Source organism: Microbacterium phyllosphaerae (assembly GCF_017876435.1).
Lineage (GTDB): Bacteria > Actinomycetota > Actinomycetes > Actinomycetales > Microbacteriaceae > Microbacterium > Microbacterium phyllosphaerae.
Genome location: NZ_JAGIOA010000001.1, coordinates 2,873,124 through 2,897,978 on the forward strand (window position 1 = coordinate 2,873,124; position 24,855 = coordinate 2,897,978).

Sequence of the window (24,855 nt, forward strand, 5' to 3'; positions counted from 1 at the left end):
GCTCAGCGACCCTCGGACGCTGCGGCAGAGGCATCCGGGGATGCCTCTCCGCTGCCCGAAGCCGATTCCGACTCTGCGTCTTCGGCCACGGCAGCGGCCTCGGCTTCCTCATCGGTCTCCACGGGAGCATGATCGCGCTCGCGCGTGCCGTCGAATCGCAGCCCGAACACGACGAGCAGCGCCACCGAGATCATCCCGGTGACGATGAAGATGTCTGCCACGTTGAAGATCGCCGGCATCATCCAGGGCATCGAGATCATGTCGACGACGTGACCCATGGGGAAGCCGGGGTCGCGGAAGAGACGATCCGTGAGGTTTCCGAGCACTCCGCCCAGCAGGCACCCGAGCACGACGGCCCACAGCCGTGAACGGAGTCCGAGGGCCTTCCAGACGATCACTCCGGCGACGACGGCAAGCGCGATCGTGAAGATCCACGTGACATCGGATCCGAGCGAGAATGCGGCGCCGGGATTGCGGACGTAGTACAGCTGAAGGAACTCACCGAGCACCGGGACGGGCTCCTGCAGAGGCAGGTTCTCGGTGGTGAGATACTTCACAAACTGATCGGCGGCCAGCACGAGCGCTGCGAGAATCGCAACGATCGCGCCAGCCGCCGACCGACGAAGGGCAGGGCGTCCTGGCAAAGGGACGACCTACAGTCCGATCGCGGAGACCGGGGTCGAGTCCGTCGACGCCGACTTCTCGTCGAGGTCGCGGAGCTGACCCTCGATGTAACCGCGCAGCTGCGAGCGGTAGTCGCGCTCGAAGTTGCGGAGTTCGGTGATGCGAGCCTCGAGGGTGTTGCGCTCGCGCTCGAGTCGTGCCGACTCCTCGCGCTGCTTGGCCTCGGCCTCGGTGCGGATGCGGTTGACCTCGCCCTCGGCGTCGGCGATGAGCTGAGCGCGCTTGGCCTCGCCCTCGGCGACGTGCTCGTCGTGCAGACGCTGCGCGAGTTCGATGATGCCTGCGGTGGCGGTCGCAGAACCCGACGGGGCGGGCTCGACGGGGGCGGGAGCCTCCTCGACGACCGGTGCGGGCGCCTCAGCGGCGGGAGCCGCGGGAGCGACCGGCGCATCGCCGGACTCGAACGCGGCGAGCTTGGCCTTGAGTTCGACGTTCTCTTCGAGGGCCTTGCGCCACTCGATGACGATCTCGTCGAGGAAGTCGTCGACCTCGTCCGGGTCGAAGCCGTCCTTGAAGCGGACGTGCTGGAACTGCTTGGTGACGACGTCATCCGGGGTAAGTGCCATGGTGGCTCCTTCGATGAGTTCGGTTGCCAGTTTCGAGAATGGCGTGGTCGTGATCTGGCGCGAACCCGGGGCGCGCACCTGGGAGCCAAGCATAGTCCCCGAGCCTGTCACCCGCGACGCCGCGACACTCCACGGCACCGAAGTCGGCCAGATCTCAGATGAAGTTGCGGACGACGCTCATCAGGATGAGCACGATCAGGATCGTGATGGAGAACCCGAAATCCAGAGACAACCCACCGATCCGCAGCGGCGGGATGATCCGCCGGAAGAACCGGACGGGTGGGTCGGTGATGGTGTAGACGAGCTCGGCAGCGACGAGGCCGGCCCCCTTGGGGCGCCATTCCCTGTTGAAGAGCGGGATGTACCCCAGGATCAGGCGTGCGAAGAGCACCAGGAGGTACAGCAGAAGCGCCAGATGGACGATGCTGGCGATGATGGAGACGACGATCCCCACGGTCTACGACTGGTCGAAGCCCGCAGACTCAGCGTCTGCGTGCGCGATTCCCCCGTGGCCGGACACCGCGATGTTCTCCGGCGAGAGCAGGAACACCTTCGAGGTGACGCGCTCGATGCGGCCGTACAGACCCAGCGAGAGACCCGAGGCGAAGTCGATCAGACGGCGAGCATCCGCGTCGCTCATCTGCGAGAGGTTGATGATGACCGGCACACCCTCGCGGAAGCTCTCCGCGATGAGCTGAGCATCGCGGTACTGCTTCGGGTGCACGGTGAGGATCTCGTTCACGGCCCCTCCTGCGGGCTGACGCACGGCGACGGGGCGCCGAAGCGGGGTGACGGGGGCCGGAGCCGGCTCTTCACGGTCACGGTCGCGGTCACGCTCGCGATGTGCGCGAACGGGAGCCTGCTCCTCGTAGACCTCTTCCTCGTCGGCGAGGCCGAGATACACCATGGTCTTCTTCAGCGGGTTACCCATCGTGTCCTCCGGTTCGAACGAGTCGGGTTGGTCTGTTCACAGGTTAACCCCGGTCGGGTCGGGGGCCCGTGATTGCGGAACCGATCCGCAGGTGTGTCGCGCCGGCGCTGATCGCTTCGACGAAGTCGCCGGTCATCCCTGCGGAGATCCAGTCGGCTGCGGGCTCGACCTCACGCACGCTCTCGGCGATCGCGTGCAGCCGGGCGAACGCCGATGCGGGCTCCTCGTCGAGCGGAGCGACCGCCATCACGCCTCGAAGGCGCAGGGACGGCAGAGACATGATGTGCTCGGCGAGCGACCGCGCATCGTCGGGAGCCACGCCCCCACGCCCGTGATCCGCCGTCAGGTTCACCTGGACGAGGACGTCGAGGACGTCGTCTCCCTCAGCGGCCCTGTGCAGGGCATCCGCGAGCCTGTCGCGGTCGACCGAATGCACGGCATCCGCGCTCCGGCGGATCGCGGACGCCTTGTTGGTCTGCGCCTGCCCGATGAAATGCCAGCGCAGCTCGAGGTCCTCGAGTTCGCCGGTCTTCGACGTGAGCTCCTGCTGGCGGTTCTCGCCGACTTCTCGCACGCCGAGGGCGTGCAGGTCGCGGACGAGGGATGCCGGGTGGAACTTCGTCACCACGATCCGGGTGATCTCCGCAGGGTCGCGACCGGCCAGACGGGCGGCGTCGGCGATCCGTGCGTCGATCGCCGACAGCCGCTCGGCCAGACTCGATTCCTGTCGGCCCTGCGCGAGGGTCACTTCAGGAATTCGGGGATGTCGATGTCGTCATCCGCGAACGCGGGCTCGATGCTCGTGGCGGGGACGCGCTGCTGAGGCGCCTTCTCCGCCTCGACGGACTCAGTCGAGGGCTTGCTCTGGTCGTCGTTCGTCAGCGTCACCTCGGGAAGCGTGCTCGCAGCGGCGGGGCGCGTGACGACCATCGGGTCGAGACGCAGCGAGGGCTCGCCACTGTCGAAGCCCGCGGCGATCACCGTGACGCGCACCTCGTCGCCGAGCGTGTCGTCGATGACCGTACCGAAGATGATGTTGGCCTCGGGGTGTGCGGCCTCCTTGACGAGGTCCGCAGCATCGTGGATCTCGAAGATCCCGAGGTTCGAGCCACCCTGGATCGAGAGCAGGACTCCGTGCGCGCCTTCGATGCTCGCCTCGAGCAACGGAGACTCGACTGCCAGTTCGGCGGCTTTGATCGCACGGTCGGCCCCGCGCGCGGATCCGATGCCCATGAGAGCCGACCCGGCTCCCTGCATGACGGACTTGACGTCCGCGAAGTCGAGGTTGATGAGACCGGGAGTCGTGATGAGGTCGGTGATGCCCTGCACACCGGCGAGGAGCACCTGGTCGGCGGTGGCGAAGGCCTCGATCATCGAGATGCCACGGTCGCTGATCTCGAGCAGGCGGTCGTTCGGCACCACGATGAGCGTGTCGACCTCTTCCTTGAGCTTCACGACGCCGGCTTCGGCCTGGCTCTGGCGGCGACGGCCCTCGAACGAGAACGGCTTGGTGACGACACCGATCGTCAGGGCGCCGATCGACTTGGCGATGCGCGCGACGACGGGGGCTCCACCGGTTCCGGTTCCGCCACCCTCACCTGCGGTCACGAACACCATGTCGGCGCCGGTGAGCGCCTGCTCGATCTCTTCGGCGTGGTCCTCGGCGGCGCGGCGACCGACCTCGGGATCGGCTCCTGCGCCGAGGCCGCGAGTGAGCTCACGGCCCACATCGAGCTTCACGTCGGCGTCGCTCATCAGCAGCGCCTGGGCGTCGGTGTTCACGGCGATGAACTCGACTCCGCGGAGACCGAGATCGATCATGCGGTTGACGGCGTTGACGCCGCCACCGCCGACGCCGACGACCTTGATCACGGCGAGGTAGTTCTGGTTCTGGCTCATGGCCGGCCTCCGAATAGTCGAGCCTGTCTTTGGGCGAGATCCCGCGGGTTGAACCTTAAACCTCAACTAGAGGTGTAAAGTATTTCCCGGTATTGGTTTCTCTTGTTCGAAGGTAAGCGTCACGCCCCCGCGCACACGCAGCGACACGGGCGTGTCGCCCGTTTGCCGTCGAAACCTCAGCCGACGACCACCGCATGCGGCGATGTGACGTCGATCGACGAGGCGTTCGGGCTGCGGATCAGCGTCTTCGCGAGCACCTCACCCTTCAGCGGAGAGTCTTCTGCGCTGCCCCACACGACGGTCAGCCCGGTGTTCAGCGTCAGCGTCACGTCATCCGCGGACGTCGCGCTGACCCCTGTGAGCGCGGCGCGCAGATCGGCCGGCACCGACCGGACGACGAGGCCTGCGCTCTCGAACGCGGCCGAGTCGGTGCCTCCCTCGATGTCGAGCAGAGGCTGCCCGGCAGGCTGATCCGACGTGGTCGCGAGAGCGACGCCCGCAGCGTCGACGAGCGTGTACCCCGCATCCGACCGGAGGACGCCGACAGGGGTCCGCTCGACGACCCGTACCGTCAACTCGTGCGGCGGTTTCGCTTCGAGCGCATACGTCTCGATCAGGGGGAATGCCAGCAGCGACGCCTTGACCTCGCTCGAATCGATGGCGGCGAGCGGTGTGCCGATCTGATCGGCCAGCGCCGCCTCGACGGTCGCCGGATCGAGAGTGGTCGCGCCGACCACCGTGATCTTCTCGACGGCGAACAGCGGGCTGTACGCGGCCACGACGGTTCCGCCGATCAGCAGCACCAGAGCTCCGATCGCACTGAGCCAGACGATCCGCCGCCGACGCGACCGCTGGGTGAACCGCCGGATCTCGGCCCGAAGGGCCTTGCGCCTCGCGCGCGCCGCGCGCCAGACATCGCGGGTCGACGTGGGGTGCTCCCCACCATCAGTCCCTTCTCCGCGGGGATCCTCCGTCGCGACGGGAGGCGTGCGGGGAGCGGATGGCGCCCCTGACCCGCCGTCGCCGATCGGCGACCTCTCCCGACGACCGGTTCGTCGCGCAGGTTCGCCCCTCTCCCCCACGTCGCCCGCGGGAGGCGTGGGGAGCGGAGGCGGACGTCGCATCTGCTAGACCTCTGTCGTGCGCAGCGATTCGAGCACCTGCGGGATGATCTGGTAGACGTTCCCGCACCCGAGCGTGACGACGAAGTCGCCGTCCCGAGCGACCGACGCGGTGTAGTCGGCGGCCTGCTGCCAGTCCGCGACGAAGTGCACGTGCGAAGGATCACGGAAGGCCCCGCTGACGAGCTCTCCGGTGACCCCGGGAACCGGATCCTCGCGGGCGCCGTAGACGTCGAGCACGACCGTGTGATCCGCGAACGTCTCGAGGACGTCGGCGAACTCCTGGAACATGTGCTGCGTGCGCGAGTAGGTGTGCGGCTGCTGGATCGCGATGATCCTGCCGGAGCCGGCGATCGACCGCATCGCCTCGAGCGCGGCGCGCACCTCGGTCGGGTGGTGCGAGTAGTCGTCGTACACGGTGACTCCACGCGCGACGCCGTGCTGCTCGAGTCGACGCACGGTTCCGGCGAATCCTTCGACGGCGCGCGCCGACTCGACCAGGCCGAAGCCGACGGAGAGCAGGACGGTGATCGCCCCGGCCGCATTGATCGCGTTGTGCACACCGGGAACGGCGAGCTGCAGGCGCACGCTCTCGGCGCCACGGCTGATCGTCGCCGACACGGGACCGGCCGCGACGATGTCGGTCACCCGCACGTCGGCATCCTCTGCCTGGCCGAAGGTGATGACGTTCGGGTGCGACAGACCGGCTCCGACGCGCAGCGCGCCGGGATCGTCGCTCGAGATGACGACGGCCTCGGAGGCGGCGTCGGCGAAGCGCACGAACGCGTCGTGGAACGCCTCGTCCGACCCGTAGTGATCGAGGTGATCGGGGTCGACATTGGTGATGAGCGCGATCGCCGTGTCGTAGAGAAGGAACGTGCCGTCGGACTCGTCGGCCTCGATCACGAAGAGCTCGCCGGTGCCCGTGGCGCTCGAGACGCCGAGCTGCTCGATCACGCCGCCGTTGACGAAGTTCGGATCGGCTCCCAGCGCCTGCAGCGCGGTGACGATCATTCCGGTCGACGTCGTCTTGCCATGAGCGCCGGCGACCGAGACGAGTCGGCGGGAGCCGATCAGCCAGTGCAGCGCCTGCGAACGATGGATGACATGGAGTCCCCGTTCCTTCGCCGTGACGAACTCGGGGTTCTCGGGCCAGATCGCACCGGTGTGCACCACCGTGTCGGCGTCACCGAGGTGGGCGGCGTCGTGTCCGACGTGCACGGTTGCTCCCGCCGCAGCGAGTGCGCGCAGGTTGTCGCTGTCTGCCCGATCGCTTCCGGACACTCGGATGCCGGCGTCGAGGAACATCTTCGCGAGGCCGCTCATGCCGGATCCGCCGATGCCGATGAAGTGCGCGGAGGAGATCGACTCGGGGATCGGAAGGGAGAGGTCAGGTCTGATCATGTCGGGTTCAGTCTACTTTTCGGTGAGGACGTTTCGGCGTCGCGGGGCCGTGTCTACGGCGGAGTCAGACGAGTCCGAGGGCGCGATCCACCAGGGCGATGACATTCTCGGTCCCGCTCCTGGTGCCGACCTTCTCGGCCGCGGCCGCCATCTCGGCGATTCGCTGCGGATCCTTGAGCACGGGGATGACGATCTTCCGCACGGCGTCGCCGTCGAACGTCGCATCGTCGAGCAGCCGAGCAGCTCCTGCCGCGACGGCGGAGGCGGCATTGAGTCGCTGCTCGCCGTTCCCGACCGAATACGGCACGTACAGAGCCGGGATGCCGAGGGCGCTGATCTCGCTGACCGTCGCCGCACCGGATCGCGACACGATGAGGTCGGCCAGCGCGAAGGCGAGGTCCATCCGGTCGACGTAGCGGCGCAGGGCGTAGCCGGGAACCTCGGGGTCGGCGAGGTCGCTGCGCTCCCCCGTGACGTGCAGGAGCTGCCAGTCCGCGGCGAGGATGTCGCCCCACGAGTCGGCCAGGGCTTCGTTCAGCCGCTGCGCCCCGAGCGATCCGCCGAAGACCAGAAGAACGGGCCGCGCCGCATCGAGGCCGAAGTACGACGCAGCCTCGTCGCGCGCCGCGGCGCGGTCGAGCTCGATGACCTCGCGTCGAAGCGGCATTCCGACGACCTCGCCTCCACGCAGCTTCGTGCCGCCGAACGCGACACCGGTCGCTGCGGCACGTCGGGCACCCAGCACGTTGGCGAGGCCGGGCTTCGCGTTCGCCTCGTGCACGACGAAGGGGATGCCCTCACGACGGGCGGCGACGTAGGCGGGAGCGGAGGCATAGCCGCCGAAACCGACGACGACATCGACTCCGTGGTCACGGATGTGCGCGCGCACCTGGGCGATGGCTCGGCGGAACCGCGCGGGGAAGGCTGCCGCCTGGCCGTTCGGACGACGAGGGAAAGGCACTTTGTCGACGATGAGGAGCTCGTAGCCCCGAGCGGGGACGAGTCGCGACTCGAGTCCCTCCGCCGTTCCCAGGACCAGGACGGGGGCGTCTGCGTCGCGGGCGCGGAGCCCGTCGGCGACGGCGAGCAGGGGGTTGACGTGACCGGCGGTTCCACCGCCGGCGAGAAGGTACGTGGTCACCGTGTGACCTTACCCCGCCCTGCCGTGTTGCCCCGTTCAGCCGCACGCGCCTCGGGCGCGGGAATGGTGCGCGCGAAGGACAGCAGCACGCCGCAGGCGATGAGCACGGCGAGCAGTGCGGTGCCGCCCTGCGACATGAAGGGAAGCGGGACGCCCATCACGGGGAACAGACCGATCACGACGCCGATGTTGAAGACCGCCTGACCGGTGATCCACACGGTGATACCGCCCGCGGCGACGCGGATGAACGGGTCGTCGGTCTTGCGGATGATGTGGAACGCGCCGACCGTGAAGAGGGTGAACAGAGCCAGCACGACGATGCAGCCGATGAGTCCGAGCTCCTCGCCGACGATGGCGAAGATGAAGTCGTTCCCGGCGGCGGGGAGCCAGCCGTACTTCTCCTGCGAGTTGCCGAGGCCGACGCCGAAGATGCCCCCGGAGGCCATGCCCCAGATGCCATGGATCGACTGGTAGCAGTTCTTCTCGTAGTCGCTCATGTCGGAGCACACGGCGGTGATGCGACGCATCCGGTCCTCGCTGGTCAGCGCGAGCGCCAGCACCGACATGACACCGAGGAACACCGGGATGATGAACAGCCGAAGCTTCACGCCGGAGAAGAAGAGGCACCCCAGCATGACCAGCACGAGCACCATCGCCGTACCGAGGTCTTTACCGGCGAGCACGGTGCCGATCGCCAGCGCAGACACGGGCACGACGGGGATGAAGACCTGGTGCCACGTGCCGAGCATCGTGTGCTTGCGCATCAGCACGAAGCCGATCCAGACCGCGAGCGCCAACTTGAGGAACTCGGAGGGCTGCAGGGTGAACCCCGCGACCATGATCCAGTTGCGGTTGCCGCCGTCTGCGATGCCCAGCGGCGTGAACACGAGCAGCTGCAGGGCGACGGAACCGAACAAGGCGGGCCACGCCATGCGCTTGAGGAACCGGATCGGCAGCCTCGAGATCAGGAACATCAGCGGGATGCCGAGCACAGCGAAGATCCCCTGACGGAGAGCACCGTCCATGGGGTTCTTGCCGGCGGAGACCGCCGAGGCGCTGGTCGCCGAGAGGACCATCACGAGGCCGAAGATCGTCAGCATCAGCGCTGCCGATGCGATCATCAGGAACTCGGTCGAGACGGGGGTGAACCGCCGCCCGAGGGAGACCCGCGCGGCGAGACCGCCGGATGCGCTCCGTGCGGACTCAGACTTCGGGGGGCGTGCGACCTGCGTCATCGGCGCTCCCCCGGTCTATCCAGTCCCGCACCGCCTCGGCGAAGCGGTGTCCGCGATCCGCGTAGCTGGAGAACTGATCGAAGGATGCCGCTGCGGGGGCCAGCAGAACTGTGCCCTCGCCTTCGACGATCCCCGCGGCGATCTCCACGACGCGATTCATGACGTGTCCAGTCTCGCCAGCATCCACCTCGAACACCGGCACCCCCGGCGCGTGTCGCTCGAATGCCGCGACGACCGACGCTCGTTCGACGCCGATGATGACGGCTGCACTCGCCGTCGTACCGACCGACGCGACGAGGTCCGCGATGTCGACGCCCTTCAGATCTCCGCCGACGACCCAGACCGCTCCGGGGTAGGCGCGCAGCGACGAGGCCGCAGCGTGCGGGTTCGTCGCCTTGGAGTCGTCCACCCACGTGATGCCGTCGTGGCGGGCGATGACCTGGATGCGGTGCTCGTCGAGGCGGAACGACTGAAGCGCCTCGTGGAGGGCCTCCGGCTCCACACCGAGCGAGCGCGCGAGTGCGCTGGCGGCGAGGATGTTCTGCACGATGTGCGGGGCCGCGAGACCGACCCGCTCGAGGTCGGCCAGGGTCGTCAGCTCCAGCGCGCTGGTCGCCCGGTCGTCGAGGAACGCGCGATCGACCAGCAGTCCTTCGACCACGCCGAGGTCACTCGGACCGGGGATGCCGAGATCGAAGCCGATCGCACGGGCGCCATCGACGACCTCGGCCTCCTCGACCATGATCCTGGTGGCCTCGTCGGCCTTGTTGTAGACGCAGGCGACGCGTGTGTTGCGGTAGACGAGCGCCTTCGCGTCGCGGTACGCCTGGGCGCTGCCGTGCCAGACCAGGTGATCGTCGGCGAGGTTCAGGCACACCGAGGCGTACGGATACAGCTCGCCCTCGGCGCTCGACTGCCCGAGGTACCAGAGCTGGTGGCTGGAGAGTTCGACGACGAGCACGTCGAAACCGGCGGGGTCACGGATCGCGTCGAGGACCGGCACGCCGATGTTGCCGCAGGGTGCAGCGCGCAGTCCGCCTTCGACGAGCAGGGACGCGGTGAGCTGAGTGGTGGTGGTCTTGCCGTTCGTCCCGGTGATGAGCACCCAATCCGCGGGCGTGCCGTCGGCCCTGGTCACCTTGTCGCGCACCCGCCAGGCGAGTTCGATGTCGCCCCAGATCGCGATGCCGGACTGCTGCGCCCACCGGATCACCGGATGAGACGGCGAGAACCCCGGGGACGCGATGACGACCTCGGGCGCGAAGCCGCTCAGGGCCTCGGGGACCTCTGCGAGCGACCCGAGCTCGAGACGCGCGCCGATCACGGGGAGCAGCGTGGCGTACTCCTCCTCGGCCGATTCGCTGAGCACGAGCACATCCGCACCGAGTTCGGCGAGTGTGTCGGCCACCGAGAATCCGGTCATCGACAGCCCGAGCACGGCGACCCGGAGGCCCGACCAGTCGGAGTGCCAGCTGGTCAGCGTCGCGAGCCTGGACTCAGCTGACACGCGTCAGCCATTCGACGTAGAACAGACCGACCGCGGATACCGCGAGCAGACCCGCGATGATCCACATCCGCACGACGATCGTCACCTCGGACCATCCGCGCATCTCGAGATGATGATGGAACGGACTCATCAGGAACAGTCGCTTGCCACGGGTGACCTTGAAGTAGGCGCGCTGCAGGATCACGGATCCCGACGCGAGGACGAACACGCCCGCGATCACGAAGAGCAGCAGCTCCGTGCGGGTGAGGATCGCCATGGCGGTGATCACACCGCCGATCGCCATCGAGCCGACGTCGCCCATGAAGACCTTGGCCTTCGGCGCGTTCCACCACAGGAAGCCGATGAGGCTGGCGGCGAACGATGCGGCGATGATCGCCAGGCTGAACGGATCGCGGACCTCGTAGCATCCGCCGATCGCCGCCTTCTCGACGCCTTCGCCGACGCACGACTGCTTGAACTGCCAGAAGGCGATCAGGCTGTACGCACCCACCACGATCACGCCGGCTCCGGCCGCGAGGCCGTCGAGTCCGTCGGTGAGGTTGACACTGTTCGACGTCGCGACGCCGATCACCGAGATCCAGAGCAGGTAGAGCGCCCACCCCAGGACGACGGAGAAGGCGAACAGGTTCAGCCAGGGGATGTCGCGGAAGAGCGAGATCGACCCGGATGCCGGTGTCTGGTCGTACGCGTTCGGGAAGTTCAGGGCGACGATCCCGAAGGGGATGATCACCAGCAGCTGACCGATGATCTTGCGCCAGCCCGAGAGACCGAGACTGCGCTGACTGCGGACCTTCATGTAGTCGTCGATGAAGCCGACGGCCCCGAAACCGACCATCAGCCAGATGACCAGGAGTGCGGATGTCGAAGGGACACCGCCGCCGACGTAGGTGGCCGTGAAGTACCCGACCATCGTGCCGACGATGAAGATCACGCCGCCCATGGTCGGTGTGCCCCGCTTCGCCTCGTGGCTCGGATTCTCGATCGCCTCGGGGGTGCGGATGACCTGACCCCAGCCCCACTTCCGGAAGAGCCGGAGGAAGACGGGTGTCAGGAAGAGTGTGAAGGCGAGCGATATCGCAGCCGCCATGATGAGGGATCTCACGAGAACAATTCTCCCAGACGATCGCCGAGATGCCGGAGGCCTACGGAATTGGATGACTTGACGAGCACGCGATCGCCGTCGCGGAGCTCGGTGCGCAGGTAATCGTAGGCAGCATCCTGGTCGGGGAAGAAGACCGCCTCGCTGTCCCAGGATCCCTCGCCGATCGCGGAGATGAAGAGGCGGCGCGCCTCCGGACCGACCACCACGATGCGCTGGATGTTCAGCCGCACCGCGAGCAGGCCGATGCGGTCGTGCTCCTCGCCGGCGGTCTCGCCGAGTTCGCTCATCGCGCCGAGCACGGCCACGGTGCGCTCGTCGGGGCCGGTGATCTGGGCGAGGGTGCGCAGCGCGGCGGCCATCGAGTCGGGGCTCGCGTTGTACGCGTCGTTGATGATGCGCACCCGATCGTTGCCCATCGGCTGCATGCGCCAGCGCTCGGCGATCTCGACGGTCTCGAGACGCGCGACCGCGTCAGCCGTGGAGACTCCCAGCACCCGTGCCGCGGCGATGGCCGCCAGGGCGTTGCCGATGTGATGCGCGCCGAGGACCTGCAGCCGGAGCGGGATGCGCTCCCCCGCCGCCTCGATGACGCACGACGTGCCGGACGCGGTGACCTCGAGGTCATGAGCGCGCACATCGGCCGAGTCGCTCTGACCGAAGCCGACGACCTGCATGCCGCGGGAGACGGCGAGCTCGCGCATGGCGGCGACACGGGAGTCGTCGACGTTGAGCACGGCGGTCCCCGAGGGCGTCGCCGCGGCGACGAGCTCGGACTTGGCTCTGGCGGTCGCCTCGATCCCGCCGAAACCGCCGGCGTGCGCCATGCCGACCATCAGCACCACGGCGATGTCCGGTTCGACGAGCCCGGCGAGTCGGGCGATGCTCCCCGGCCCGTCGGCGCCGAACTCGCTGACCAGGAAGCGCGTGTCGTGCGTGATGCGGAGCATCGTCACGGGAGCGCCGACCTCGTTGTTGTACGAGTTGATCGGTGCGACCGTCTCGCCCTCATCCGAGAGGATGCGCGCGAGGAAGTTCTTCGTGGTCGTCTTGCCGTTCGAGCCGGTGATGCCGACGATCTGGAGATCTCCCGCGGCGCGCACGCGTGCGACGACCTCGCGGGCGAGATCGGCGAGGGCGCCGACGGCGTCGGGGACGACGATCTGGGTGATCTCGTCGTCGACCGGATGCTCCACGATCGCGAGCGCGGCACCCGCCGCGAGGGCGGAGCCGACGAAGCGGTGCCCGTCGGTCTCGGCGCCGGGCTTGGCGACGAAGATCGATCCCGGCGCCATGTTCCGCGAATCGGTGTCGACCACCCCGTCGACGACGGTGTCGGCCGTGGAAGGACCGGCGAGGCGGAGATCACCCCCGAGGACGGCGGCGATCTCAGCAAGCGACAGGGCGATCATGACGTCTCCAGGCGCGGCAGGGCGCCGTCTATTCGAACTTGGGAAGCAGCGCGTCCATCGGGGTGGAGGACGGCATCACGCGATAGGTCTTCATGGTCTGGGTCATCGCCTTCTGGAAGGCCGATGCGGTGGCGGCAGACGATGTAATTCTAGTCGGCTCGTCGAGAGTGACCACGACGACGTACTGGGGGTCGTCGACCGGCGCGAAGCCCACCATGCTCGTGTAGTACACGCCGGACTTGTATCCGCCCTTGCCGTCGGGGATCTGCGCGGTACCGGTCTTGCTGGTGACCCGGTACCCGGGAACCTTGATCCGGTCGGCATTGCCGCCCTGCACGGCGACGTTCTCGAGCATCCTGGTGATGTCCGCGGCGGTCTGCGTCTTGATGACCTGCTCGCGCTCCGGCGCGTCGGGCGTCACCACGGTGCCGTCCGGCGTCGTGCACGATTCGATCAGCGACAGGCCGATCTTCTCGCCGCCGTTCGCGATCGCCTGGTAGGCGCCCGCGAGCTGCGGGGCTGTCACCGTGAAGTACTGACCGAAGGTGGTCGTGTACAGCGACTGGTTGTCCCAGTCCTTCGTGGGGTGCAGCAGACCGCTCGCCTCGTCCGGGAATCCGATGGTCTGCTCGCCGACGCCGAAGCGCTGCAGGTAGTCGTATCGGGTGTCGGGGCTGACCATGGTCCCGAACTTCGACAGGGCGACGTTCGAGGAGTCGATGAGCGCGCCGGCGAGCGTGTACTCGAAGGTGGGGTGCACGAACGCGTCGTTGATCACGGCGCCGTTCTCGAACTTCTCGTGCGATGACGCGGAGACGGTCGGGCTCGTCATCGTGACGCCGGCGTTCTCCATGATCGCCGCGGCCGTGATCGGCTTGAAGGTCGAGCCCGGTTCGAACGGATAGGTGAAGAGCTTGCTCCCCCAGGTGTCGGACGATGAGGCATCCAGGTCGTTGGGGTCCATGGTCGGCCATTCGGCTGCCGCGCGGATCTTGCCCGTGCCGACCTCGACCACCGTGACGGTGCCGCCCTTCGCGCCCTGCGTCTGCGCCTCCTCGGCGATCATCTGCTGCATGTACCACTGCAGGTCGCTGTTGATCGTCAGCTGCACGGTGCCGCCGTCGACGGCGTCGACCCGGCTCTCGCTGCCGGGGATAACCACGCCGTCCTTGCCCGTGCGGTACGACTCCTCGCCGTCGGTCGGAGCGAGGCACTTGTCGTCCATCTTCTCGACGCCGGCCTTCGCATCGCCGGTGCCGTTGAGGTAGCCCAGAAGGTTTCCCGCCACAGCGCCGTTCGGGTAGACCCGGACCTCGCGCGCCGTCATCTGGAGATACGACGAGACCTTGAGGTTCCGCAGCTCGATGTACTGCTCGGTGCTGAGCCCCTTGACCAGGGGGAAGTACTGCGTGTCGGGGTTCTCGGCGAGGGCCGCCGCGACGTCGGAGCGCAGCTTGTCGGCATCCAGCCCCATGATCTCGGCGATCCGGGTCGATGCCTCCGCCCACGGAAGCGTGGGAGGGTTCTTCTCGTTCTCTTCCAGGATGCGGATGACCTGCGGGCTGAGCTGCGCGTCATAGACGTTCACGCTCTCGGCGAGGACCGCCCCGTCCGAGTCGACGACCGCCCCCCGCTGTCCCGCGATGGGAGTGCCCTCCGCGATGAACTCGAGCGACTGGGCGACGTGCTCGTCGGCCTTCACCACCTGGATGTCGATGAGACGGACGACGAACGCCGCGAGGATCGACAGGATCACCGCGAGCGCGACGACCGTGCGTCGCCGGGGTGTCCGGGTGGCTCGTGTCGTCATGGACTCTCTCCGTCAGATCGTGATGGTCGGTGGAATTCAGCTAGCGGGTGCTGGGACTCGGCAGGCCGTCGGTGATGGCCGGCGGCAGATCCTGCGCGGTCTGCCCCGCCGTGCCATCGGGCGCGGCGTCGTCTTCGGTCGACGCATTCACCGGCACATCGTTGAGCAGGGCGTTGCTCACGGCGCCCGCTCCGTTCGGGTCGACCGTGGAGGTTCCCACGGCTCCCGTGCCCTGTCCGAACACCGCGCCGTCGCTGAGACGCAGGTAGGCGGGCGAGCCGGCCACGACCATCCCGAGTGCCGCGGCGCCGGTGGCGAGGGACTGGGGGGAGCTGATACCGGTCAGGTCTTCCTGAAGGGCGTTCGTCTGGAGGTCGAGCTCGTGCTGCTGCGACGAGAGACTCGCGAGCGTGAAGGAGTCCTGCGTGATCGCGAGCGACAGGCCGATCTGCACGGCCCCGATCGCCATGGCGCCCGCGACGGCCATGACTGCGTATGCGAGCTTGGGCTTGCGGCGCACCGGGGTCGCTGTGACGGGCTGCAGGCGCCGGCGTGGTTCGCGTACCGGCGCCTCGGGCAGCGCCTGGGGCTTGCGTGCTGTGGCGTTCAGGCTCATGGGGTGTCCCGCACCTTCTCTGCGGCGCGCAGACGCACCGGTATGGCCCGCGGGTTCCTCGCGCGTTCGTCGTCGTCGGCGAGCTCGGCGCCCTTGGTGATGATGCGGAAACGCGGTGCGTGCTCGGGCAGCTCGACCGGAAGACCTCTCGGAGCGGTGGATGCTGCTCCCGCGGCGAATGCCTGCTTCACGAGCCGGTCCTCGAGCGACTGGTACGACATCACCACGATGCGTCCGCCAACGGAGAGTGCGTCCATCGCCGACGGAATCGCATCCGCCAGCACGTTGAGCTCGGCGTTCACCTCGATGCGCAGCGCCTGGAAGACGCGCTTGGCGGGGTGTCCTGCGCGCTGCGCAGCGGCGGGTGTGGCGGCGATGAGGATCTCGACGAGTTCGCCCGAGCGGGTGATCGGCTGCTTCTCGCGCGCGGCGATGATGAACCGTGCGTAGCGACCCGCGAGCTTCTCCTCGCCGTAGCGCTCGAAGATGCGGCGGAGGTTCCCCTCGTTGTACGTGGCGATGACCTCCGCGGCGGTGACGCCCTTCGTCTGGTCCATGCGCATGTCGAGCGGGGCATCCTTCGAGTACGCGAAGCCGCGGTCGGCTTCGTCAAGCTGAAGCGATGAGACACCGAGGTCGAACAGGATGCCTGCGGCTCCCTGTGCGTGCAGCCCGATCTCGTCATACACGGTGTGCACGAGAGTGACCCGGTCCTTGAACCGTGCCAGCCGCTCCCCCGCGATGCGCAGGGCGTCGGTGTCTCGGTCGAGACCGACGAGGCGGATGTTCGGGAACCGCTCGAGAAGCGCCTCGGAGTGGCCGCCCATGCCGAGGGTGGCATCGACGAGCACCGCTCCGTCGGCCTGGAGTGCCGGAGCGAGCAGCTCGACGCAGCGGTCGAGCAGGACGGGGGTGTGGATGTCGCGGAGGTTCATGATCTTTCTCGGGTGACCTCTGTGTGTCGGAGACCAGGGCCCTGATCCCCCTCCGCTTCTCGACCCGGCACCGGGGAAGTGTGTCGGGGCAGGAGCGGCGGGGCATCACAGCCGTGGTCAGAACAGTCCCGGAATCACCTCCTGCTCGAGATCGGCATATGTCTCCTCGCCGGCCGCGAGGTACGTGTTCCAGCTCTCTGCATCCCAGATCTCGGCGTGGGCGCCGACACCTGTGACGATGAGTTCCTTCTGCAGGCCCGCGTACTGGCGAAGGTGCACGGGGATGGTGATGCGGTTCTGGCTGTCGGGCATCTCCGCACTCGCACCGGAGAGAAACAGACGCATGAAGTCACGCGCCTGCTTGTTCGCGAGCGGCGCCTGACGGATCCGCTCGTGCATCAGCTCGAATTCGGCCGTACTGAAGACGTAGAGGCAGCGTTCCTGCCCTCGCGTGACGACGATGCCGCCACCGAGGTCTTCGCGGAACTTCGCGGGAAGGATGACCCGTCCCTTGTCGTCCAACTTCGGAGAATGCGTTCCCAGCAACATCAGCCATCACCCCCTCTACGTCCGGCCAACTCGAGGTGCGCCCCACTTTACTCCACTTTCCTCCACAAACCTACGGTCAATCCAGGGGAGAGCGCCCTGGATTGATGCGGGCTCCCCGAACATCCGCGTGATTACGCGGTGGAGAGGAGTGGAGGGCAGGTGGAGGGCGGTGGAGCGCCAACGGCGGAAAGAGCTCACCGGGGAGCGCAGAGCCGATCCTCACCCTCGATCGCGGCGTGAAACGACGAAGGCCCGGATGCTCAGAGCATCCGGGCCTTCGAAGAAGAAGTGTTGTCGGTCAGTGACCGTCTTGGCGGCGATCCCACCTGTCGTTCATGCGATCCATGAAGGATGCGGAACTGTGCTGCTTGGGCGCCCGCTCACGGGGAATCGCGGAGACGGGCTTGCGCACCGGGGTGACGGCCAGCATCACGCCACCGAGCATCGCGGCGAATCCGATGACGCCGACGACGACGCCCCAGACATCACCGAGTACCACACCGACGATGAGCCCACCCACACCGGCGAGGAGCAGCAACGCCCCGTACACGAGATTGCGGTAGCTGAGTGCTCGATCGCCTGACGGCGCACTGACGACATCGGCGTCGTTGTGGAGGAGATGGCGTTCCATCTCGTCGAGCAGACGCTGCTCCTGTTCGGAGAGTGGCATTTCGTCCCCCTCGGGTATCGTCCGTCCATTCTACGCGCGGTATGCGGGTCTGGGCTAGCCGTTCGACCCTCTGTTGGCTTTACGTATGCTGGGAGTCGTGCCGTCCCCCACACTCGTCCCCGACGCCGTCGCCGCGCGCCTGCAGCTGTTCCTCGAGCGGATGAGGAGCGAGGCGGTCGAGTACGGACCCGATGCCTCGGGCCTCGTCGACTCCGCCGCCGGCACCCTGGTCGGAGGCAAGCGCCTGCGTGCCAGGTTCTGCCACGCCGGGTGGCAGGCAGTCGCGCGGTTCCGCGACCGCGACGCGCAGGAGACCACTGCACTCTGGGACGTCTGTGCAGCGCTGGAGATCTTCCAGTCCGCCGCGCTCGTGCACGACGACCTCATCGACAACTCCGACACCCGCCGCGGTCGTCCGGCTGCGCATCGCGAGCTCGAGAGCACCCACCGAGAGTCCGGATGGCAGGGCGATGCCGCAGCGTTCGGGCGGTCGTCGGCGATCCTCCTCGGCGACCTGCTGGTGGCCTGGAGCGACGACCTGCTCGAGGAGGCGATCGCCGCACTCCCCCATGCGGGCGCCGTCCGTCGCGAGTACGGCCGGATGCGCCGCGACGTCACGGTGGGGCAGTACCTCGACATCGCCGAGGAATCCGCCTGGAGCGTTCATGCGACCGACTCGCACGTCGAGCGAGCTCTTCGAGTCGTGTCGCTCAAGTCCGCCAGGTACAGCATCGAGCAGCCGCTCGTCCTCGGGGCGTCGATCGCGGACGGCGATGCGGATCAGATCACGGACCTGCGCCGGTTCGGGCACCCCGTGGGAATGGCGTTCCAGCTCCGCGACGACGTGCTGGGCGTCTACGGCGACGCTGCCGTCACCGGGAAGCCCGCGGGCGACGATCTGCGCGAGGGCAAGCGCACAGTGCTGGTGGCGCTCACCAGGCAGACGCTCGACACGTCGGCCAGGAACCTGTTCGACGAGATGCTCGGCGACCCCGACCTCACCGCCGAGCAGGTCGCGTTCCTGCAGGCGACGATCTCGGGCTCCGGCGCGCTCGAGCGCGTCGAGAGCATGATCGACGCGTACGCCGTCGAAGCCGACCGAGCACTGTCAGGCGCGAAGCTCGACAACGCCGCCGTCGGCGGCCTGCGCGATCTCGCACGCGCGGCGACCGTCCGGACGGCCTGACAGCGCAGCCCATCGCGTCGGCGCCGACTCTGCTCGAGTCCGCGCGACGCAGGTCGGACGAGCGTCCGTCAGGCGAGCGTGCGGGCGACGCGGCGGACCGCGCTCTTATGTCCGGCGAGGAGAGCGTCGATGGGCGAGCGGCCCAGTTCCTCGTCGGCGGCGAGCAGCCAGTCGATGACCTCGTCGTCGGTGAATCCGGCATCCTGCAGAACGATGATCGTTCCGCGCAGCGACGACAGCGGGTGGCCGTCGACGATGAACACCGAGGGGACGGCGAAGACTCCGGAGCGGCGCGAGCCGATGAGGTAGTGCTCGTCGATCAGCCGGCGTACGCGACCGAGCGACTCGTCGAGGACGTCGACGAGATCGGGCATCGCCAGCCATTCGGTGGCGGTCACGCTGTTCTCGGACCCCTGGGTCTCGGACTGCGGGGTTTCGGAGGACTTGCTTTCAGACGGCACAGACACGTTGCAACTATCTCATCTCTGCGCGTCGGTCGCATTTCCGAGCCCGCGATCACTCCAGTCACATGCGTCACTTCTGTTGACTTCCGTATACATACGTGTCAGCGTGGGCAGACGCCGAACAAGGGGGATCACCTTGAGAACGCATGCTGTCGCGCGCCGGACGCGCTATCTCCAGCTGGGGGTACCCGCCGCCGTTCTGGGAACACTGACCGGTGCGATCGCCATCGCTCCCGCGTCCGCTGACGCCGTCACCCCACCCGTCGAACGCCTGCAGGCTGTGCCGACCCGGGACGTCGCGGCACAGGCCACGCCGGTCGCTTACACCGTTCGACCCGGTGACACGATCTCGTCCATCGCGAACCGATTCGGGCTGCGCACGGTCGACGTGCTCACCTGGAACGGTCTGACCTGGCGTTCGGTGATCTACCCGGGGCAGAAGCTGTCGCTCTCTGGAGCCTCCGCACCCGTCACCCCCGTCGCTCCCCCGAAAGCACCGTCGAGCACGACCCACGTCGTCGTCGCGGGAGACACGATCTTCGCGATCGCGAAGAAGTACGGCACCACTGTCGACAAGGTCCTGGCGGCGAACGGCCTCAGCCGGGCATCCGTCATCTACCCCGGCCAGAAGCTGGCCGTCTCCGGCACGTCGGCGGCACCCGCCGCATCCGTCGCTCCGGCATCTCCCCCTCCCGTCACGACGGGAGGCAAGACCCACGCTGTCACCGCCGGCGACACACTGTTCGGAATCGCACAGAAGTACGGCACCACCGTGTCGAAGCTCTATTCTCTGAACGGCCTCGCGGCAGGATCGATCATCTATCCGGGGCAGAAGATCACGGTCTCCGCCCCGACCCCTGCCCCGGCGTCCACGCCGGCCTCGGCCGCGAAGACACCGCCACCGCAGCTCTTCGCCACCCTCGATGCCGAGCAGGCGGGAAACGCGTCGCTCATCATCCGCATCGGTCGCGAGCTCGGAGCATCCGACAGGGCCGTCGCCATCGCGCTGGCCACCGCGATGGTCGAGTCCAGCATGCGCAACGTGACGTGGGGCGATCGGGATTCGCTCGGGTTGTTCCAGCAGCGTCCGAGCATGGGATGGGGCACACCCGAGCAGGCGATCGACGCCGAGCGGAGCACGCGGGTGTTCTACGGCGGCGCCTCCGACCCGAACGGGCAGACCTCCCGAGGGCTTCTCGACATCGCAGGCTGGGAGGGCAAACGCTTCACCGATGCCGCCCAGGCGGTGCAGATCTCGGCCTACCCCGAGCGATACGGCCAGTGGGAGACCCAGGCATACCAGTGGCTCGGCATCCACGGTTGACCCGCTTCCGGGCAAACCCGCAGGGTCGAGGGGCGAGCCGCTCCCCGAGCTTTCAGGCAGTTCTCCATAGAATCTTGACGTGACGACCAATCAGCAGGCCGACCCCCTCATCGGGCGGCTTGTCGACGGTCGGTACCGGGTGCGAGCCAGAATCGCCCGCGGAGGCATGGCCACCGTCTACGTCGCGACCGACCTGCGCCTCGAACGACGCATCGCGCTCAAGGTCATGCATGCGCACCTCAGCGACGACTCGGCCTTCCAGAGCCGCTTCATCCAGGAGGCGCGCGCCGCCGCTCGTCTCGCCGATCCCCACGTCGTCAACGTGTTCGATCAGGGTCAGGACGGCGAACTCGCCTACCTGGTGATGGAGTACCTCCCGGGGATCACGCTGCGAGAGCTGCTGCGCGAGCAGAAGCGGCTCACGATCCCGCAGACCATCACGATCATGGATGCCATCCTCGCCGGACTCTCCGCCGCCCACCGTGCCGGAATCGTGCACCGCGACGTCAAGCCCGAGAACGTGCTTTTGGCCGAGGACGGTCGCATCAAGATCGGGGACTTCGGTCTCGCGCGCGCCACCACCGCGAACACGGCGACCGGGCAGCAGCTGCTCGGCACGATCGCCTATCTCGCCCCCGAACTCGTCACACGGGGCACCGCGGACGCCCGGAGCGACATCTACGCGCTCGGGATCATGCTGTACGAGATGCTCGTGGGCGAGCAGCCCTACAAGGGCGAACAGCCGATGCAGATCGCATTCCAACATGCGACCGAGTCCGTGCCGCGCCCGAGCGTGCGAAACCCCGGAGTGCCGGAGCAACTCGACGAACTCGTGCTGTGGGCCACCGAGAAGTCCCCGGACGAGCGTCCGGACGACGCCGGGCAGATGCTCGATCGTCTCCGCGAGATCGAACGAGGTCTCGGCATCGCTCCCGCCGTCGCGGCAGCCACCACATCGCAGCGCTCGCAGGCCGACTCAGCCGATCTGACGAAGGTCATGCCGAGCACGATGGTGATCGCCGACCCGACGGCGCCTGCTCCCGCCGCGATCGACAATGCCACACTCCTCCGCCGCCGATCATCACGGCGGCGCGCACGCGGAGCATTCCTGCTGACGCTGGTACTGCTTCTCGCGACCGTCGCCGGAGGCGTGGGGTGGTGGTTCGGATCAGGACCCGGCTCCCTCGTGGCCGTGCCGAGCGTCGCAGGACTGTCGTACGACGATGCTGCCGCAGCCCTCACCGCAGAAGGCTTCGCGCCTGTGCGCGGCGAGGAGAACTCGATCGACGTCGCGCGAGACGAAACGATCCGCACAGACCCGGATGAGGGCGAGCGCCTCGACAAGGGCGCGGAGGTCACGGTCTACATCTCCACCGGACCCGCATCGCACACCGCCGAGACCCTGAACGGAAAGACCGAGCAGGAGGCCCGCGACTACCTGGCCGACATCAAGGTCAACGTCACCGAGACGCCGCTCGTGCTCTTCTCCGACGCCGACGCGGGCAGAGTCATCAACGCCTTCGTGACGCCTCGCGACGGCGGCGAGGCGTACGCATGCGCCGAGGGATGCGAGCTGCTCGAAGACGACACCGTCGAGCTCTACGTCTCGGCAGGTGCCTTCCCCGATGTCACCGGGCTCTCGGTGGACCAGGCGAAGAACACCCTGACCGACAAGCAGCTCAAGGTCTCGGACGAACTCCTCTACGACTACAGCGAGTCGATGGACAAGGATCTGGTCCTCGGCGTCGCGGACCGCCCGGAGAAGGGCAACTGGCGCCCGGGAGAGACCGTGCAGCTCATCGTCTCGAAGGGTCCGCAGCTCTACGACGTTCCCGATGTGACGGGGAGGACGCTGGTCGAGGCGAAGCAGGTCCTCGAGGATGCCGGTTTCACCGCCAGCTACGCCGCGTGGGGCGATCTCCCCGGCTTCGGCGAGATGGCCAAGGTCACCGCACAGGATCCGGGCTCCGACAAGCAGCTGCCTCGGGGCGGAACGGTGCAGCTCTCCATCCAGCTCAGCGGATGACGACCCGCTGCTGACGTTGCCGGCCACAGGCCGACGCCGCTGCCGTCAGACCACGTCGACAGACGAAAGAACCGCCCTCCCAGGAACGGGAGGGCGGTTCTTCGTGTCGGTGTCTGCGATCAGCGCTTCTCGAGCTCCTCAGCCACGAGGAAGGCCAGCTCGAGCGACTGCATGTGGTTCAGACGCGGGTCGCAGAGGCTCTCGTAGCGGGTCGCGAGGGCGGCCTCGTCGATGTGCTCGGATCCGCCGAGGCACTCGGTGACGTCGTCACCGGTGAGCTCGACATGGATGCCGCCGGGGAACGTCCCTGCGGCGCGATGCGCCTCGAAGAAGCCGCGCACCTCGTCGACGACATCGTCGAAGCGACGCGTCTTGTAACCCGTGGGGGTCGTGATGCCGTTGCCGTGCATCGGGTCGGTGACCCACAGCGGCTGCGCACCCGAGTCGCGGACGGCCTCGAGCAGCGGCGGCAGAGCGTCGCGGATCTTGCCCGCTCCCATGCGCGTGATGAACGTCAGTCGTCCGGGCTCGCGGTTCGGGTCGAGCTTGTCGATCAGGGCCAGCGCCGTCTCGGGCGTCGTGGTCGGACCGAGCTTGACGCCGATGGGGTTGCGGATCTTCGAGAAGTAGTCGATGTGCGCGCCGTCGAGCTCGCGGGTGCGCTCCCCGATCCACAGGAAGTGCGCCGAGGTGTTGAACGGCGTGTCCGTGCGGGAGTCGATGCGGGTCATCGGGCGCTCGTAGTCCATCAGCAGGCCCTCGTGGCCCGTGAAGAACTCGACGCGGGTGAGCTCGTCGAAGTCGGCGCCGGCCGCCTCCATGAACTTGATGGCGCGGTCGATCTCGGCGGCCATGCGCTCGTAGCGCTGGTTCGCCGGGTTCTGCGCGAAGCCTTTGTTCCACGAGTGCACCTCGCGCAGGTCTGCGAATCCACCCTGCGTGAACGCGCGGATGAGGTTCAGCGTCGACGCTGCCGTGTGGTACCCCTGAAGCAGACGACCCGGGTCGGCACGGCGCGAGCCCTCGGTGAAGTCGTACCCGTTCACGATGTCGCCGCGGTAGGCGGGCAGGGTGACGTCGCCGCGGGTCTCGGTGTCGCTCGAACGCGGCTTGGCGAACTGACCGGCCATGCGGCCCATCTTCACGACGGGCATCGAGGCGCCATACGTCAGCACGACCGCCATCTGCAGGACGGTCTTGATCCGGTTGCGGATCTGATCGGCGGTGGCGCCGGCGAACGTCTCTGCGCAGTCGCCACCCTGGAGCAGGAAAGCCCGCCCGGATGCTGCGCGCGCGAGACGGTCGCGGAGGTTGTCGACCTCGCCGGCGAACACCAGGGGCGGAAGCGCTGCGATCTGCGACGAGACCTCGGAGACGCGCTCGGCGTCGGGCCACTGAGGCTGCTGCTTGATCGGGAGCGAGCGCCACGCGTCAAGCGCGTCGATGTGGTGCTGGAGCATGAGACCAGCCTAGTGCGCGCGGCGGAGGCGAGATGCCTCAGGAGCGCTCTGTGACGCGGGCAGGCAGGCGGTCCTTCACGGTCGACGCGTAGACGTCGTCGTACTGTTGTTCTCCCAGTCGCTGCAGCGCGACCATGATCTCGTCCGTGACGGATCGGAGGATGTACCGGTCGTTCTCCATGCCCGCGTATCGCGAGAAGTCCAGAGGCTCTCCGATGACGATCCCGACGCGCACCACACGCGGCAGACGCTGCCCGATCGGCATCGCCGTGTCGGTGTCGACCATGATCACCGGGATGACCGGAACCTTCGCTTCCATCGCCATGCGCGCGATGCCGGTACGGCCGCGGTAGAGACGTCCGTCGGGGCTGCGGGTTCCCTCGGGGTAGATCCCGAGCAGATCGCCTCGTCCCAGCACCTGCAACCCGGTGTTCAACGACGCCTCCGAGGCCTTGCCGCCCGAGCGATCGATGGGGATCTGCCCGGTGGCCTTCATGAAGAACTTGGTGGCCCAGCCCTTGAGCCCTCGTCCGGTGAAATAGTCGCTCTTCGCGAGGAACGACATCGGACGGTCGATCATCAGCGGGAGGAAGATCGAGTCGGCGAACGAGAGGTGGTTGCTGGCGAGGATCGCCGCACCGTTCGCGGGGATGTTCGCACGACCGACCACCCATGGTCGGAAGACGGCCTTCACCACGGGGCCGATCGCGACGTACTTCATCAGCCAGTAGAACATCGAGGTGAAGTCTAGCGCCGCGACCGGCATCCACCAGCGCCACTGCTGATCGCAGATGATTTGGCGACTGAGTCTCATCA

General features: G+C 67.7%; 24 protein-coding genes. 3 read left to right on the forward strand and 21 right to left on the reverse strand.

All coding sequences use genetic code 11. The annotated features are described in order from the left end of the window. Positions 1-2: 2 nt before the first annotated feature. From lspA to JOF42_RS13635, 18 genes are all read right to left on the reverse strand, one after another. Positions 3-557, reverse strand: a complete 555-nt coding sequence (lspA, locus tag JOF42_RS13550; protein WP_372443558.1) for a signal peptidase II — start codon at positions 555-557, stop codon at positions 3-5. A 96-nt stretch (positions 558-653) separates the two neighbouring features. Next, positions 654-1,250: a DivIVA domain-containing protein gene (locus tag JOF42_RS13555; protein ID WP_210098317.1), complete on the reverse strand. Its 597-nt coding sequence runs from the start codon at positions 1,248-1,250 to the stop codon at positions 654-656. A 154-nt stretch (positions 1,251-1,404) separates the two neighbouring features. Next, positions 1,405-1,704 (reverse strand): YggT family protein, encoded by a 300-nt coding sequence (locus JOF42_RS13560; protein WP_259162873.1) that lies wholly within the window; start codon positions 1,702-1,704, stop codon positions 1,405-1,407. Between the two features lie 3 nt (positions 1,705-1,707). Next, complete coding sequence (locus tag JOF42_RS13565; protein ID WP_210098318.1) at positions 1,708-2,181, reverse strand: cell division protein SepF; 474 nt, start codon at positions 2,179-2,181, stop codon at positions 1,708-1,710. A 43-nt stretch (positions 2,182-2,224) separates the two neighbouring features. Beyond that, positions 2,225-2,929 (reverse strand): YggS family pyridoxal phosphate-dependent enzyme, encoded by a 705-nt coding sequence (locus JOF42_RS13570; protein WP_210098319.1) that lies wholly within the window; start codon positions 2,927-2,929, stop codon positions 2,225-2,227. Next, positions 2,926-4,080: a cell division protein FtsZ gene (gene ftsZ / locus JOF42_RS13575; RefSeq protein WP_210098320.1), complete on the reverse strand. Its 1,155-nt coding sequence runs from the start codon at positions 4,078-4,080 to the stop codon at positions 2,926-2,928. The genes JOF42_RS13570 and ftsZ overlap by 4 nt, the downstream gene beginning before the upstream one ends. A 176-nt stretch (positions 4,081-4,256) precedes the next feature. Further along, positions 4,257-4,883 carry a cell division protein FtsQ/DivIB gene (locus JOF42_RS13580; RefSeq protein ID WP_307803607.1) on the reverse strand — a complete coding sequence of 209 codons (627 nt, stop codon included), beginning with the start codon at positions 4,881-4,883 and terminating at the stop codon, positions 4,257-4,259. Positions 4,884-5,207: 324 nt separating this feature from the next. Further along, entirely contained in the window at positions 5,208-6,605 is a 1,398-nt protein-coding gene (murC, locus tag JOF42_RS13585) for a UDP-N-acetylmuramate--L-alanine ligase (protein WP_210098321.1), read from the reverse strand. Positions 6,606-6,669: 64 nt separating this feature from the next. Then, positions 6,670-7,746 carry a UDP-N-acetylglucosamine--N-acetylmuramyl-(pentapeptide) pyrophosphoryl-undecaprenol N-acetylglucosamine transferase gene (locus JOF42_RS13590; protein WP_210098322.1) on the reverse strand — a complete coding sequence of 359 codons (1,077 nt, stop codon included), beginning with the start codon at positions 7,744-7,746 and terminating at the stop codon, positions 6,670-6,672. Next, positions 7,743-8,981 carry a putative lipid II flippase FtsW gene (ftsW, locus tag JOF42_RS13595; protein WP_210098323.1) on the reverse strand — a complete coding sequence of 413 codons (1,239 nt, stop codon included), beginning with the start codon at positions 8,979-8,981 and terminating at the stop codon, positions 7,743-7,745. The genes JOF42_RS13590 and ftsW overlap by 4 nt, the downstream gene beginning before the upstream one ends. Further along, positions 8,950-10,488, reverse strand: a complete 1,539-nt coding sequence (gene murD / locus JOF42_RS13600; RefSeq protein ID WP_210098324.1) for a UDP-N-acetylmuramoyl-L-alanine--D-glutamate ligase — start codon at positions 10,486-10,488, stop codon at positions 8,950-8,952. Before murD ends, ftsW begins: the two co-directional genes overlap by 32 nt. Further along, a complete protein-coding gene (gene mraY / locus JOF42_RS13605; protein WP_210098325.1) occupies positions 10,478-11,590 on the reverse strand; it encodes a phospho-N-acetylmuramoyl-pentapeptide-transferase in 1,113 nt (370 codons plus the stop codon). The genes murD and mraY overlap by 11 nt, the downstream gene beginning before the upstream one ends. Beyond that, positions 11,587-12,999: a UDP-N-acetylmuramoyl-tripeptide--D-alanyl-D-alanine ligase gene (locus JOF42_RS13610; protein ID WP_210098326.1), complete on the reverse strand. Its 1,413-nt coding sequence runs from the start codon at positions 12,997-12,999 to the stop codon at positions 11,587-11,589. The genes mraY and JOF42_RS13610 overlap by 4 nt, the downstream gene beginning before the upstream one ends. 28 nt (positions 13,000-13,027) lie before the next feature. Beyond that, complete coding sequence (locus JOF42_RS13615) at positions 13,028-14,809, reverse strand: peptidoglycan D,D-transpeptidase FtsI family protein (RefSeq protein ID WP_210098327.1); 1,782 nt, start codon at positions 14,807-14,809, stop codon at positions 13,028-13,030. A 40-nt stretch (positions 14,810-14,849) separates the two neighbouring features. After that, positions 14,850-15,425: a cell division protein FtsL gene (gene ftsL / locus JOF42_RS13620; RefSeq protein WP_210098328.1), complete on the reverse strand. Its 576-nt coding sequence runs from the start codon at positions 15,423-15,425 to the stop codon at positions 14,850-14,852. Further along, positions 15,422-16,360, reverse strand: coding sequence for a 16S rRNA (cytosine(1402)-N(4))-methyltransferase RsmH (gene rsmH, locus JOF42_RS13625; RefSeq protein ID WP_210098329.1), 939 nt, complete (start codon positions 16,358-16,360; stop codon positions 15,422-15,424). Before rsmH ends, ftsL begins: the two co-directional genes overlap by 4 nt. 117 nt (positions 16,361-16,477) lie before the next feature. Then, the gene (gene mraZ / locus JOF42_RS13630; RefSeq protein ID WP_210098330.1) at positions 16,478-16,909 is read right to left on the reverse strand and encodes a division/cell wall cluster transcriptional repressor MraZ; all 432 of its coding nucleotides are present in this window, start codon (positions 16,907-16,909) and stop codon (positions 16,478-16,480) included. Positions 16,910-17,207: 298 nt separating this feature from the next. After that, complete coding sequence (locus tag JOF42_RS13635) at positions 17,208-17,579, reverse strand: DUF3040 domain-containing protein (protein WP_210098331.1); 372 nt, start codon at positions 17,577-17,579, stop codon at positions 17,208-17,210. An 85-nt stretch (positions 17,580-17,664) separates the two neighbouring features. Here JOF42_RS13635 and JOF42_RS13640 point away from each other — a divergent pair, with 85 nt between their 5' ends. Continuing rightward, on the forward strand, positions 17,665-18,765 hold the full coding sequence (locus JOF42_RS13640) for a polyprenyl synthetase family protein (RefSeq protein WP_210098332.1): 1,101 nt from the start codon (positions 17,665-17,667) through the stop codon (positions 18,763-18,765). A 68-nt stretch (positions 18,766-18,833) separates the two neighbouring features. Here JOF42_RS13640 and JOF42_RS13645 read toward each other — a convergent pair whose 3' ends face one another. After that, positions 18,834-19,163, reverse strand: coding sequence for an Rv2175c family DNA-binding protein (locus JOF42_RS13645; RefSeq protein ID WP_343849589.1), 330 nt, complete (start codon positions 19,161-19,163; stop codon positions 18,834-18,836). Positions 19,164-19,365: 202 nt separating this feature from the next. Here JOF42_RS13645 and JOF42_RS13650 point away from each other — a divergent pair, with 202 nt between their 5' ends. Both JOF42_RS13650 and pknB read left to right on the forward strand, forming a co-directional pair. Then, on the forward strand, positions 19,366-20,553 hold the full coding sequence (locus tag JOF42_RS13650; RefSeq protein ID WP_210098333.1) for a LysM peptidoglycan-binding domain-containing protein: 1,188 nt from the start codon (positions 19,366-19,368) through the stop codon (positions 20,551-20,553). A 79-nt stretch (positions 20,554-20,632) separates the two neighbouring features. After that, positions 20,633-22,579, forward strand: coding sequence for a Stk1 family PASTA domain-containing Ser/Thr kinase (pknB, locus tag JOF42_RS13655; RefSeq protein WP_210098334.1), 1,947 nt, complete (start codon positions 20,633-20,635; stop codon positions 22,577-22,579). Between the two features lie 119 nt (positions 22,580-22,698). Here pknB and JOF42_RS13660 read toward each other — a convergent pair whose 3' ends face one another. Together JOF42_RS13660 and JOF42_RS13665 are read right to left on the reverse strand one after the other, a co-directional pair. Beyond that, positions 22,699-24,039, reverse strand: coding sequence for a class II 3-deoxy-7-phosphoheptulonate synthase (locus tag JOF42_RS13660; RefSeq protein WP_210098335.1), 1,341 nt, complete (start codon positions 24,037-24,039; stop codon positions 22,699-22,701). A 37-nt stretch (positions 24,040-24,076) separates the two neighbouring features. Next, the gene (locus JOF42_RS13665) at positions 24,077-24,775 is read right to left on the reverse strand and encodes a lysophospholipid acyltransferase family protein (protein ID WP_210098336.1); all 699 of its coding nucleotides are present in this window, start codon (positions 24,773-24,775) and stop codon (positions 24,077-24,079) included. Between the last annotated feature and the right edge of the window lie 80 nt (positions 24,776-24,855).

Coding starts and splice junctions, on each gene's coding strand:
- JOF42_RS13660 (WP_210098335.1), bottom strand. CDS start 24,039: ATGCTCCAGCACCACATCGACGCGCTTGACGCGTGGCGCTCGCTCCCG.
- mraZ (WP_210098330.1), bottom strand. CDS start 16,909: ATGTTGCTGGGAACGCATTCTCCGAAGTTGGACGACAAGGGACGGGTC.
- ftsZ (WP_210098320.1), bottom strand. CDS start 4,080: ATGAGCCAGAACCAGAACTACCTCGCCGTGATCAAGGTCGTCGGCGTC.
- JOF42_RS13565 (WP_210098318.1), bottom strand. CDS start 2,181: ATGGGTAACCCGCTGAAGAAGACCATGGTGTATCTCGGCCTCGCCGAC.
- ftsL (WP_210098328.1), bottom strand. CDS start 15,425: ATGAGCCTGAACGCCACAGCACGCAAGCCCCAGGCGCTGCCCGAGGCG.
- JOF42_RS13635 (WP_210098331.1), bottom strand. CDS start 17,579: ATGCCACTCTCCGAACAGGAGCAGCGTCTGCTCGACGAGATGGAACGC.
- ftsW (WP_210098323.1), bottom strand. CDS start 8,981: ATGACGCAGGTCGCACGCCCCCCGAAGTCTGAGTCCGCACGGAGCGCA.
- murC (WP_210098321.1), bottom strand. CDS start 6,605: ATGATCAGACCTGACCTCTCCCTTCCGATCCCCGAGTCGATCTCCTCC.
- JOF42_RS13555 (WP_210098317.1), bottom strand. CDS start 1,250: ATGGCACTTACCCCGGATGACGTCGTCACCAAGCAGTTCCAGCACGTC.
- JOF42_RS13640 (WP_210098332.1), top strand. CDS start 17,665: ATGCTGGGAGTCGTGCCGTCCCCCACACTCGTCCCCGACGCCGTCGCC.
- JOF42_RS13610 (WP_210098326.1), bottom strand. CDS start 12,999: ATGATCGCCCTGTCGCTTGCTGAGATCGCCGCCGTCCTCGGGGGTGAT.
- JOF42_RS13665 (WP_210098336.1), bottom strand. CDS start 24,775: ATGTTCTACTGGCTGATGAAGTACGTCGCGATCGGCCCCGTGGTGAAG.
- JOF42_RS13615 (WP_210098327.1), bottom strand. CDS start 14,809: ATGACGACACGAGCCACCCGGACACCCCGGCGACGCACGGTCGTCGCG.
- rsmH (WP_210098329.1), bottom strand. CDS start 16,360: ATGAACCTCCGCGACATCCACACCCCCGTCCTGCTCGACCGCTGCGTC.